The organism is Neobacillus sp. FW104-15D2, assembly GCF_058790155.1.
In genome coordinates this window covers 35930-48400 of record NZ_JBYTCJ010000007.1, presented here as the reverse complement: position 1 = coordinate 48400, position 12471 = coordinate 35930, and the positions used below count along the sequence as shown (strand labels likewise).

Annotated in this window: 10 protein-coding genes; 8 read left to right on the top strand and 2 right to left on the bottom strand. The window is 41.3% G+C overall.

Annotated features, from left to right (window positions below; translation table 11 throughout):
• Nucleotides 1–13 precede the first annotated feature (13 nt).
• From AC3WR0_RS07665 to AC3WR0_RS07630, 8 genes are all read left to right on the top strand, one after another.
• Nucleotides 14–745: a uracil-DNA glycosylase family protein gene (locus tag AC3WR0_RS07665; RefSeq protein ID WP_492551749.1), complete on the top strand. Its 732-nt coding sequence runs from the start codon at nt 14–16 to the stop codon at nt 743–745.
• A gap of 252 nt (nt 746–997) precedes the next feature.
• Entirely contained in the window at nt 998–1900 is a 903-nt protein-coding gene (locus tag AC3WR0_RS07660) for a DMT family transporter (protein WP_492551748.1), read from the top strand.
• Nucleotides 1901–3380: 1480 nt separating this feature from the next.
• Nucleotides 3381–4589: a M20 family metallopeptidase gene (locus AC3WR0_RS07655; protein WP_492551747.1), complete on the top strand. Its 1209-nt coding sequence runs from the start codon at nt 3381–3383 to the stop codon at nt 4587–4589.
• A gap of 24 nt (nt 4590–4613) precedes the next feature.
• Nucleotides 4614–5636: an ABC transporter ATP-binding protein gene (locus tag AC3WR0_RS07650; protein WP_492551746.1), complete on the top strand. Its 1023-nt coding sequence runs from the start codon at nt 4614–4616 to the stop codon at nt 5634–5636.
• Nucleotides 5633–6652 carry an ABC transporter ATP-binding protein gene (locus tag AC3WR0_RS07645; protein WP_492551745.1) on the top strand — a complete coding sequence of 340 codons (1020 nt, stop codon included), beginning with the start codon at nt 5633–5635 and terminating at the stop codon, nt 6650–6652. Before AC3WR0_RS07650 ends, AC3WR0_RS07645 begins: the two co-directional genes overlap by 4 nt.
• Before the next feature lie 22 nt (nt 6653–6674).
• Nucleotides 6675–7625 (top strand): ABC transporter permease, encoded by a 951-nt coding sequence (locus AC3WR0_RS07640; RefSeq protein ID WP_492551744.1) that lies wholly within the window; start codon nt 6675–6677, stop codon nt 7623–7625.
• Nucleotides 7626–7646: 21 nt separating this feature from the next.
• Entirely contained in the window at nt 7647–8579 is a 933-nt protein-coding gene (gene opp4C / locus AC3WR0_RS07635; protein ID WP_492551743.1) for an oligopeptide ABC transporter permease, read from the top strand.
• A 36-nt stretch (nt 8580–8615) separates the two neighbouring features.
• The gene (locus AC3WR0_RS07630) at nt 8616–10247 is read left to right on the top strand and encodes an ABC transporter substrate-binding protein (protein WP_492551742.1); all 1632 of its coding nucleotides are present in this window, start codon (nt 8616–8618) and stop codon (nt 10245–10247) included.
• Nucleotides 10248–10608: 361 nt separating this feature from the next.
• Here the strand turns inward: AC3WR0_RS07630 and AC3WR0_RS07625 are convergent, their stop codons facing one another.
• Both AC3WR0_RS07625 and AC3WR0_RS07620 read right to left on the bottom strand, forming a co-directional pair.
• Complete coding sequence (locus AC3WR0_RS07625) at nt 10609–11631, bottom strand: electron transfer flavoprotein subunit alpha/FixB family protein (RefSeq protein ID WP_492551741.1); 1023 nt, start codon at nt 11629–11631, stop codon at nt 10609–10611.
• Complete coding sequence (locus tag AC3WR0_RS07620; protein ID WP_492551740.1) at nt 11632–12459, bottom strand: electron transfer flavoprotein subunit beta/FixA family protein; 828 nt, start codon at nt 12457–12459, stop codon at nt 11632–11634. It lies immediately after the preceding gene.
• Nucleotides 12460–12471: the final 12 nt, after the last annotated feature.

The window sequence follows — 12471 nt, the reverse complement described above, 5'->3', positions numbered from 1 at the left end:
GGAGGAAAAATGAATGGGAATTGTGACTGACTCAAAATTTCATCTATTTAAAGAAAAAATATTATCCCTACAATTGCCATTATCTGATAATGACCTTTTAAATTCAAATTTCTTGTTACAAAAGGATGATGCGAAAAAACTAGAGGTATATTACACTCCTTTTGATTACATAAATGAGAAAGCCAAGGTGGTGATAGCAGGCATTACACCTGGGCTTCACCAAATGAAAAAAGCTTATACGGCAGTGATAGAAAATCAACATTTAAGTGAAGAGGAACTCCTTCACGAGGTAAAGAAAAGTGCCAGCTTTGAGGGATCGATGCGGAAAAATCTCATTGCCATGCTGGATGAATTGGAGCTGCCGAGACATCTGGGCATTTCATCTTCAAGCGAACTTTTCGGAACAGCCAGTCACCTGGTTTATACTACCTCCATCCTGCCACATGCCGTATTCTTTAATCATCAAAACTTTAACGGCTCACGGCCCAATATTATAAAAACCGACATGCTGCTCGATTATGTAAGAAATTCTTTTATAAAGGATATCTCTAGGCTCGAAAATCCTCTCATTATTCCTTTAGGGGTGAATGTAAGCAAAGCACTCGATTACTTTTATAAAAATCAACCGATTTTAAAGGGTTTTCCCCATCCTTCAGGAAGCAATGGTCATCGGCACCGACAATTTCGGGAAAATAAAGAAGAAATGAAGAGACAGATTGACAGTTTCTTTAAAAATGATATTTAAATCCTTATTATAACTGGAATCGACACATAAGATTACGCACTTCCCTTTATAGAATTTATATAGCAAGCCGTGAGGTTGGTTTTAGGATAGGAAATCCAAGGCGTCTTGTAATTACTACAATCTGGAAAGGCTTCTTTATTGAAATATTTTACGAAGGGGCGTATTCTAGGAAAGTTGTAGTTTTTATAGAGATAGGAGATTGACTCTTTACGACTATGAGCCAGTCAATTCGAACTAAGGGAGAAAGATCGGATGAATTTAAAATGGTTTTTAATGATGGCAGGCTTAATTATTATTTGGAGTGTTTCCTGGCCCATTTATAAACTTGCATTGGCATTTACACCACCTTTGCTTTTTGCAGGGCTGAGATGTTTGCTGGGCGGAGTGCTCCTAGGTGCTGTCATTTGGAAAACACGAGCCCGCATTCAATGGCGGAAGAATTGGAAAATATATGCCGTTACCGGCACCTTAAATATTGCTTTGTTCTATGGGCTGCAAACAGAGGGGCTTAAATTAGTACCATCTGGTTTATTCTCAGTTATTGTCTATTTCCAGCCAATTTTAGTAGGCCTTCTTGCTTGGCTGTGGTTAGGAGAATCAATGACTATTCCTAAAGTATTGGGACTTATTCTAGGGTTTCTGGGAGTTATTTCTGTCAGCGCAGAAGGATTTTCCGGCCACGTTTCCATTTTAGGAATTATTTTCGGACTATTATCCGCCCTTTCCTGGGCATTAGGTACCGTTTATACCAAGAAAAATGCTCACTCAGTTGATTCGCTTTGGATGGTTGCTTTGCAGTGTTTAATTGGGGGAATTGTTCTAATGATTGCCGGACTTTCGTCTGAAAAATGGACGAGTATTGTTTGGAATGATACGTATTTATGGGGTCTATCATTTGGTACCATTCTGGGGATTGCCATATCGTGGATTCTCTACGTCCTGCTTGTGAAAACAGGGGATGCGAGCGTGGTAGCGACCTTTACATTCTTAGTTCCAATGCTTGCCGTTGTCATAGGCACCGTATTTTTGAATGAACCCTTTACGAAACTATTATTCTTAGGAATTGTACTGATTGTTGCCAGTATCTATCTCGTAAATAGGAAGAAAAAGAACCCGGCAAAACAGGCTGCAGCTGAAGGGAAAATTGGAGCTTAAAACTTCAAAATAAAAAGGATAGATGAGCAGAATAAAATGCTCTATCTATCCTTTTTTATTTTTCTACAACAATAATATCTTCTTACTGGTGCACGAAAGCCAAACGTTAGTGAAAGAATAACAGAAAGCTTTTTTTACATCTCGTCTGGTCCTAATAAAAATATTTTTATTACAATTATTTGTTTAACTCCAGCAATGATACATACTCGACGTGGATCGTCTGCAGAAACATTGATTATGTTATTAATCTTTTCTACATCAACTAAATATACTTTACAAATGATTTTGCTACCTTATCAACTTCTTTATTATGTTAAGACAAAAAAGCAGATAATAATTTTGGCGAGACTGCGAGGGAATCGAACCCACCTGACCTGGCACGCAGGTCACAAGCTGTTTTGAAGTTTGCTAGCATCTGATCTCATGACTCTCAAGTCTTGATAAGACAATTTTTCTTGCTTCATAGTGAGTTCTTGTGTGTGATTCGTATTTTTAAAAATTTTGGCACCAAGCATGGCACCTATTTAAAAGGTTTCCTTAAAGTTCTATATCTTTGCATCTTGTAACATTAATGAACTCAATTGCTAATGCTGATCCTAATAAAAAAGCCGCGTAAGTAGATGACTCTACTATAAATTAACAAGTTTTTAAGTTTATCATTGTACACGATTAACACAAGTATTAGTGAAATTTCATGTCAACGTTGAGAGCCATATCCCATTCATTACCTTTCTGCATATATAAATTTCCCCTTTTTCCAGCTTAAAATAGTATAAGATGAGCGAGATCCACCGGTTTTGGAACATAAATAATTTTGGCTTTTTTTCATGAAACCCCCTATATATGATGTATTTTACCCCCAAACCATGAACGATTTCCTCCCCTTGAATTGGTTAATCAATAATTCACTTAGAATTACCCGATGAACACTGATAGAGAATTGATTGGTCCCTGATGACTGATTATATACTCCGCCAATATAAGGCCCTGCAGCGGCCAAAACCCTTTTCGTCCTAACTGTAGTAATACTATCCTAAAGTCCCATATAAAGATTTTATGGAGGTATTTTGAAAAAGGTAAAAAGGTGGAAAAACACAACAGAATATTCTAAATTTTATAAATCTTAATTGACCTAATATCTAACTTTCAGTATAATCTGAATAATAAAACTTTATATAAAAATATTTTTCCAAGTGACTTACGAAAATTTTAGAAATTATTTGCAGCTTTACTTTTTTAGGAAAGCTGCATTTTTTACAGAGAGGAGAAGGTACAGTGAGCGGGGTACATCCAACATAAACTTTCTTATTTCTACAGGAAAATTTAATTGGCAAAGTTTAAAAGTAATCCACTATGAGGAATTTCCAAAAGTGTGTTAGGAAATCTTCCATATTAAATTAGATTTCCTATGGGACATGCTATAGTTTTTCCAGAAACTTTTTTACGAAGAAGGACGATAAAAACATTTGGAGGTTTGGACATGTTAAAAGATTGGCATTCACAGTTAGAAGAGGCGTATGGGCAAATGGTGGATTGGAGAAGACATTTGCATCAGAACCCTGAACTATCATTCCAAGAGGTTGAAACACCAAAAATGATAGCAGAAATCTTAAAAGACTATGGAATTGAAGTGCGAACAAACGTTGGAGGAAGAGGAATTGTTGGTACGATCCGTGGTGGGAAACCGGGAAAGACCATTGCCTTAAGAGCTGATTTTGATGCCCTTCCCATTCAGGATGAAAAAGAAGTTCCTTATAAATCCAAAGTACCCGGAGTGATGCATGCTTGCGGCCACGACGGCCATACTGCAACACTACTGGCTGTTGCCAAAGTATTGAGCGAAAATCGCAGTGAACTTGCAGGAAACGTAGTATTGCTTCATCAGCATGCTGAAGAGTTATCTCCCGGCGGTGCGATTGCCATGATTGAGGATGGATGCCTCGATGGTGTGGATGTAGTATTTGGAACACATTTATCATCAGGTTCACCAACAGGAACCTACCTCTATCGAAAAGGATATGCGATGGCATCTGCCGACGCTTTTGAAATAAAAATCCTGGGAAAAGGCGGACATGGCGCTTCCCCACATGAAACTGTTGATGCCGTTGCGATTGGCAGCCAAATTGTTAATCAGCTTCAGTACATAGTGAGCAGGCAGATTGATCCTCAAAAATCAGCTGTTTTAACCGTTGGCTCGTTCCATGCAGGAAATGCTAATAATGTCATTGCCGATACTGCAACCTTAACAGGAACAGTCCGAAGCTTTGATGAAACGGTAAGAGAACATATGGAACGCGAAATAAAGAATATTGTCAAGGGAATTTGCAGTGCACTGCATGCGGAATGCGAGATTATGTACAAAAAAGGATATCCTGCTGTTTATAACCACGAAGAAGAAACAGAAGTGTTTAAAACGATTATGGAGGCCTGCCACAGCGAAAGTACTCTTGTTGAAATGCCAGCCATAATGGGAAGCGAGGACTTTTCCTATTATTTAAGAGAAAGGCCTGGAATGTTCTTTTTCACCGGGTCACGCAATGAAGAATTAGGAGCTACTGCTCCCCATCACCATCCGAAGTTTGATATTGATGAAAAAGCAATGGTATACGCGGGAAAGGCATTTTTAAGCCTGGTTTACCACTATATTGTCGAAAAAGTAGAGGAAAATGCCGCACAGCCATCTATTTAATTACTAAACCGGGGGGTGATTCTTTTGTCTAGCAACCTATTAGAGGTAGAAAAGCTTCAAACCGCATTTAAAAATGATAAAGGAGAAGTGATTTCAGTCGATGAGGTAACTTTTTATTTAAAACCGGGAGAAACAATTGGAATTGTAGGTGAATCCGGCTGTGGGAAAAGTGTTACCTCCCTGTCCGTTATGAGATTGCTCGGGAAATCCGGTTATATAAAAAAGGGATCGATTAAACTGGGTGGAAATGATTTAGCCCAGCTGCCTGAAGCACAAATGAGACATATTCGCGGGAATGAAATTTCGATGATTTTCCAGGAGCCAATGACCTCGTTGAATCCTGTTTTCACCATTGGAAATCAAATGATGGAATTAACCATTCTTCATATGAAATTATCAAAAAAAGAAGCAAAAATGTATGCGATTGAAATGCTGAAGAGAGTCGGCATACCTAGGGCGGAAGAAATCATCTATGAGTACCCGCATAAATTATCCGGCGGTATGCGGCAAAGGGTTATGATCGCAATGGCACTCTCCTGTAAACCCAAATTGTTAATTGCCGATGAACCAACGACAGCTCTTGATGTAACCATTCAAGCCCAGATTCTTGAGTTAATGAAGAAACTTCGTCAGGAATCCAATACAGCCATCATGATGATCTCCCATGATTTAGGAGTCATTGCTGAGATGGCCGATAAGGTCCTCGTGATGTATGGAGGCCAGGTTGTTGAAGAAGCAGATGTATTTACCTTATTTGATGAACCGAAACATCCTTATACAAAAGGACTCATGGAATCTATTCCCCACCTTGAATATGACAGCCATGAAAGACTCGTTTCCATTCCAGGAACTGTACCAACACTGAAGCACATGCCGAAAGGCTGCCGTTTCCATACACGTTGCCCATTTGCTAATGAAAAATGTAAAAACGAAAAACCTCCACTCCTTCCTATTAATAAACATGATGAGCATAAAGTGAGATGCTGGCTTTATGAAGACCAGCAGCAACAAATACTAGCTGATAGGCAAAGGGAGGTTCATGCATGAGCAGCACCACTTCATTAGAAACGAATCGAAAAGCCGATGCTCCTCGGCAAGGGACACCATTAATTGAAGTTCAAAACTTAAAAAAATATTACCCTATTAAAAAAGGGATTCTATCTAAAACGGTTGGACATGTAAAAGCAGTTGATGGTTTGAACTTCTCGATTTTTCCCGGAGAAACGATTTCCCTTGTTGGTGAATCAGGGTGCGGCAAATCCACAACGGGACAGGCTATCGTCCAGCTTGATCCTCCTACCGAAGGAAAAGTCATTTTCCAAGGAAGGGACTTATCGACATTATCGAATACAGAATTGCGACAGCTGCGGCCCCAATTGCAAATTATTTTTCAAGATCCCTATTCGTCCTTGAATCCTCGTAAGCGGGTTGGGGATTTATTAGCAGAACCTTTGCTGGTCCATAAACTGGCTGACAAAAGTGAAATCACCCGTAAAGTGGATGACATACTGGAAATTGTCGGGTTAACCAAGCACCACCGCAACCATTATCCTCACGAATTTTCTGGCGGTCAGCGGCAAAGAATCGGGATTGCAAGAGCCCTTATCTTGAACCCTAAACTAATTGTTTGTGATGAGCCCGTTTCAGCTCTTGATGTATCCATTCAAGCACAGGTTCTGAACTTATTAAAAGACTTACAACAGAAGTTTCAATTAACCTACCTATTTATTGCCCACGGACTTGGTGCCGTAAAATATATCAGCGACCGAATCGCTGTTATGTATCTTGGCAAAATTGTTGAGCTTGGGACAACGGAAGAAATTTTCAAAAATCCTAGACACCCTTACACACAAATATTACTCAGTGCGTATCCGATACCGAATCCGCATCTTCGCAACCGGAACCGGGTTGTCGTCGAAGGAGATGTTCCAAACCCAGCGAATCCTCCTAAAGGCTGCAGCTTTCATACAAGGTGTCCTCTGGCACAAAGCATCTGCCGTGAAAAAACACCTGAATTGATGGGCAGCGGACATACTGTAGCATGTCATTTTCCGCTGGCATAAAAAGGATAAAGGGGCGATTAACTTGTTTCAATATATTGTTCGGCGTACTTTAATTGCGCTTCCGGTACTTTTTGGGGTAACCATTTTCAGCTTTTTGATTGTGAATATGGCTCCCGGCAACCCGGTAGAAATGCAAATAAATCCAGATGCTACCGCAGCTGATATTGCATTAAAAAAGGAAACATTGGGATTGAATGACCCTCTTTATGTGCAATATGTACGCTGGCTGAGCGGAATCCTCCATGGTAATTTTGGATTTTCGTTTTCGACTCATCAAGCCGTAACTGGCATGATTAGCGACCGATTGGGCCCAACCCTTCTCTTAATGGGAACAGCTATCATCATTGCTTATTTAATTGCAATCCCTATCGGCATTTTAAGTGCAACACGCCAATATTCCTGGATGGATTACCTGTCTACCACCTTTTCGTTTTTAGGTATTTCCATTCCCCACTTTTTTCTGGGATTAGGCGCCATTTATGTTTTTTCGATTGTGTTTCAAATTTTTCCGACAGGCGGCATGAATACATTGGGCGGAACCGGAGGATTTGCCGATACCTTCAATCACCTGATCTTGCCGGCACTCGTCTTGGGCACTGGTATAGCAGGAAGTATGGTCCGCTATGTAAGGTCAAGCGTATTGGAGATACTCGGACAGGACTACTTACGGACAGCCCGTTCAAAAGGCCTGAAGGAATTTTTCGTTATCAACAAACATGCCCTTAGGAACGCCCTGATTCCAATCATAACGGTCATCGGAATGGATATTCCTTTATTAATCGGTGGTGCGGTTGTTACCGAACAAATCTTCCAATGGCCGGGATTAGGACAATTAACGATTCAATCGATTGGCTCCCGGGACTATCCGACCTTAATGGCCATGAATCTAATGGCGGCTGTAGCCGTGCTCTTGTCGAATCTGATTACAGATGTTCTTTATTCGGTAGCTGATCCAAGGATTAAATACAATTAAGAACGGATGGAGGAATAAAAAATGTCATTGGCCAATGTCAAGCTGGACGATCAAGCCGTTTCATTTGAACAGCAGATTCCATTGGCCCCTATTGAGGAATTAGGGGAAGAGGAAAGCTATCTGCACGTAATCACAAAGCGCTTTTTCAAACACAAATTAGCGGTTTTGGGACTAATCGTTTTCACTTTGATTCTATTAATGGCAATCCTTGCGCCCCTTCTTGCGCCTAGGAGCCCATATGCGATAACGGATCAATTTTCCGCAGCGCCTTCTTCCAAATATTTGCTGGGAACAGACCAGGTAGGACGGGATTTATTCAGCCGTCTGATTTATGGATCGAGAGTTTCCCTTGCCGTTGGAATCGGTGCAGTGGCGATTTATGTAGCTATCGGGACGATCTTAGGTGCAATTGCCGGGTATTTTGGAAAATGGGTCGATATGGTCATTATGCGGATTACAGATGTGTTTATGTCGTTTCCTTATTTAATGGTCATCCTTGTTCTAGTCAGTATTATGGGTCCCAGCCTTTTTAACATTATCGTCGTGCTTGGTCTCTTAGGCTGGCCGGGAATAGCGAGGATTGTTCGCGGAAGTGTTCTTTCCATCAAGCAAATGGATTATATAAAGGCGGGGGTGGCACTTGGCTACTCCGCACCGAGATTGGTTTTTCAGCATATTTTGCCGAACTGTTTAGGTCCGATCCTGGTCAATGCCACATTCGGTATTGCCGCTGCCATTATTACGGAGGCTAGTTTAAGCTTCCTAGGCATGGGAGTACAACCTCCAACAGCCAGCTGGGGAAATATGCTAAAGGATGCCCAATCGTTGTCCGTCCTTGCCTCCCAGCCTTGGCTTTGGATACCGCCAGGAATCATGATTCTACTGTCTGTTCTCTCGATTAATTTCATGGGAGACGGATTAAGGGATGCTATGGATCCAAAGAGTCTAAGGTAGTTCTATTAATAATATAAAAACTTCAGGGGGTAAAGTATGAAAAACGTTAAAAAAGTAGTTGGTGCAGGAGTCATTTCTTCTATGTTAATGCTGTCGGCTTGCAGCGGACAATCTACAAAAACGACAGGTAATGCAAGCGGAGGAAAAACATCCGGCCAAAAAACCATGTTCCTGGGGATGGTCAATCCGCCAATCAACTTCAACCCTGTCAACGCACCCGATGTGGCATCAACCTTTGTTGACCATTTCATTTTCGAACCGTTTTTAGAAATGCCAGCCGCGCAAAAATTTGATGCAAAACTTGCTGATTCGTTTGAAACGTCAGACAATCAAACGTTCACGATCAAACTTAACAAGAATGCAAAATGGTCTGACGGTCAGCCTGTAACAGCTGATGATGTCCTCTTTACGATGAATTTAGTAGCGAATCCAAAGGTGGAAACCACGATTGGCTCCTATATTTCCATGTTGGACGGTCTTGATGCCAAGGGCAAGCTGCCGGATGGTGTAACGTCCATTCCTTCCGTTAAAGTGGTCGATCAAAACACGATTCAATTTAAAACAAAGTCCCCAGTTGACCCTAATATGATCAAGGAACAATTGGGCACCAAATTCATGACATTGCCAAAGCATGTATTGGAAAAAATTAAACCGGAAGACCTTGCAAAGGACCCATTCTTCTTAAAACCAACTGTAACAGACGGTCCATATAAGTTTGTCGTCTACAATAAGGACCAAGATGTACAGCTTGCTGCCAACTCGGATTATTACCTTGGCAAGCCAAAGGTCGATAACATGTATATCAAAATCATGCAGGCTCCGAACCTTGCCGCACAGCTGCAAACAGGTGAACTTCATATGAACGTGGGGATTGGAATTGGGAAGATTCCGCCGGAAGACTTTGATCGTGTCAAGCAATTAAAGAATGTAAGAACGAAAGTGGAACCAACAATCGGCTTCCAAACGATGATGTTCAACACGACGAAAATAAAAGATGCCAAAGTGCGTCAAGCACTTGCCTTTGCTCTTAACCGTTCCAAAATCGTCGATAAGCTTCTAAAAGGATATGGAGAAGTTGTGGACGGTCCGTACACTTCTATCAATCCATATCTTGATAAGAGTACGAATATCATCAAGTATGATTCTGAAAAAGCGAAGCAAATGCTGAAGGATGCGGGCTGGGACTTTAATAAAACTCTTAATTTAGTCGTTCCAATTGGCAACAAGGTTCGTGAGCAATCCGCTGACCTTATTACACAGGACCTTCAGGCTGCAGGGGTTAAAGTGAAAGTCTCCACTTTCGACTTCCCTACCATCATGCAAAAAGGAAAAGCCGGAGATTTCGACTTATTATTAATGGGCTTTACGTTCACCTTTGATCCGGATATGGCCAACCTATATAGCAAGGTTGGGTCTTACAATTTCATGCGTTACAATAATCCACAATCAGATCAACTGCTCGCACAGGGTAAAGCAGAACCAGACCCAGAAAAAAGAAAAGAGATCTACTCCCAACTCCAAAAAATTTGGGAACAAGATATGCCGATCATTACACTCTACTCTGACAGCGACTTTGATGCCATTTCCAAAAAGGTAACCAATGGAGAACCAAAAATTTCAGGCTTCCATGATGGAATCCAAAATTGGGATGTTAGCGGAGCACAGTAATGAGAGATAAGCAATATTAAATTAACAGAGGCCATCATTGCGATTGGCCTCTGTTTTTTAATTCTATTGATACCCATCCTTCAAAAGCGGTTTTTAACGTATAGACAAAATAAGAAAACCGGCAGCTAACATAACTGCGCCCATTCCTAGTCCTTGTTCATTTGCCACCTTTTCAATCTTCACATCAAAGATATCTGCCTGCATTTGTAGCCAAAATACATATAGGAAAAAGCCTCAAGTGAAAATTTACCTTGAGGCTAAATTTATAGAGTTTTCAAAAGAATTAATTTAGAAAAATAAGTAATCTAACTTTCCGAGAAATTTATATTCTATGTTTCTAGCCCGGCATTATAATCTAATTTCAATTAATTACCTTGTCTCTTGAAATAGCTTTCTTAAACTGTTCAATTAGTATAGGAACTACTTCAAAGGCATCGCCAACAATTCCATAGTGACAGGTCTGAAAAATGGGAGCTTCTTTGTCCTTATTAATCGCAATAATTAAACCAGAATTTTTCATTCCCACAATATGTTGTATCGCACCGGAAATTCCGATCGCAAAATAAATTTTTGGAGTTACCGTCACACCAGTTTGCCCGACCTGATGAGGGTGATCGATCCAGCCCGCTTCTACTACATCCCTGCTGGCACCGACGGCTCCTCCCAGAGTTTCCGCCAATTGATGTACTATCTGAAATCCATCGTAGCTCCCTAATCCTTTTCCGCCTGCAACAATGATATCCGCCTCGTCGATTCTAACTTTCTTTACAGTTTCCCTAACAATTTCCAAGACTTTTGTCCGAATATCTTCTTCCTTTAGAGAGATGGTTTCTTCAACCACCTTGCCTGTTCTCCCTGATTCGGGCGGCAGCGCCTTCATGACTTTGGCGCGGACTGTCGCCATTTGCGGCCGGTATTTTTTACATAAAATGGTCGCCATAATATTTCCGCCAAATGCCGGCCTGCTCGCCAATAGCAGCCCCGTATCCTCTTCAACATCCAGCTCCGTCGTATCCGCTGTCAAACCTGTCGGCAAATCGGTGGCAACCGCACTTGCCAGGTCTTTTCCCGTTGAGGTGGCCCCGTAGAGGATAATTTCCGGTTTGTATTTTTCAGTGCATTCAAGCAGCGCCTTCATATAGGTTTCAGTTCGGTAATGTTTAAAGATGGGCTGATCATACACATAAACTGTATCTGCACCATATTCAAATAAGGTTTTTGTTAAATCCTTAACATTTTCCCCCATTAAAATACCAGCCAATTCCACTCCGCGTTTGTCTGCCAGCTTTCTTCCCGCACCCAATAGTTCGAGAGATACAGAAGCAACCTCTCCATCCTTTTGTTCAATGAATACCCAAACACCTTTGTAATCCTGGAAATCCAATTAAATTTCCTCCTTTGTTTCAAACAGTTCTTTCTTTTCAAGCAGGACAGAAAGCAATTGGTCCACTTGTACCGCTGCGTTTCCTTCAAGGAATGTTCCCCCTGCCGGTTTTTGCGGAGCCCATACTTTAGAGACAATGGTTGGTGATCCCTTTAAACCAAGCTGCTTCACATCCACTTCTTCCAGGTCGTCAACAGACCAGATATGAGGTTTATATCTTGCAGCTCTTATTATGTTTGGCAGCGGAGAATATGGCACTTCATTGATGGTTTTTTCAACGGAAAACATACACGGCAATGTGGATCGAACTACTTCATATCCGTCTTCCAGCTTGCGGTGGACAGTAGCATATCCTTCTTCTTGATTGATTTCCACTACTTTATTCACAGAAGTCAGCGGTGGAATATCGAGCCTCCGCGCAATACCGGGACCGACTTGCCCAGTGTCTCCATCAATAGACATTTTTCCGCAAATGATCAAATCAATGGGCTGTTGTTTTGCAATTTTGTCAAGCGCCTTTGACAGTGCATAGCTCGTGGCCAAAGTATCCGCACCGGCAAATCGGCGGTCCGTGATTAAATAACCCTCGTCAGCGCCTATTTCAACACATTTTTTAATCGCAGCAACCGCTGGTGGCGGTCCCATCGTTAAAACCGAGACGATTCCTCCATACCGTTCCTTTAGACGAACAGCTTCTTCAACAGCATGAGCGTCATACGGATTCAATATCGCAGGCGCCGTCCTCCTGTCCATCGTGTTTGTTTTTGGATTCATCTTGATAATTTTAGTGTCAGGTACCTGCTTAATGCAGGCAACAATATGCAGCATGTAACCCTCTCC

What these genes read in the sequence shown, in the direction of transcription:
- AC3WR0_RS07665 (WP_492551749.1), top strand. Translation starts at nt 14, where the DNA reads ATGGGAATTGTGACTGACTCAAAATTTCATCTATTTAAAGAAAAAATA.
- AC3WR0_RS07660 (WP_492551748.1), top strand. Translation starts at nt 998, where the DNA reads ATGAATTTAAAATGGTTTTTAATGATGGCAGGCTTAATTATTATTTGG.
- AC3WR0_RS07655 (WP_492551747.1), top strand. Translation starts at nt 3,381, where the DNA reads ATGTTAAAAGATTGGCATTCACAGTTAGAAGAGGCGTATGGGCAAATG.
- AC3WR0_RS07645 (WP_492551745.1), top strand. Translation starts at nt 5,633, where the DNA reads ATGAGCAGCACCACTTCATTAGAAACGAATCGAAAAGCCGATGCTCCT.
- opp4C (WP_492551743.1), top strand. Translation starts at nt 7,647, where the DNA reads ATGTCATTGGCCAATGTCAAGCTGGACGATCAAGCCGTTTCATTTGAA.
- AC3WR0_RS07630 (WP_492551742.1), top strand. Translation starts at nt 8,616, where the DNA reads ATGAAAAACGTTAAAAAAGTAGTTGGTGCAGGAGTCATTTCTTCTATG.
- AC3WR0_RS07620 (WP_492551740.1), bottom strand. Translation starts at nt 12,459, where the DNA reads ATGCTGCATATTGTTGCCTGCATTAAGCAGGTACCTGACACTAAAATT.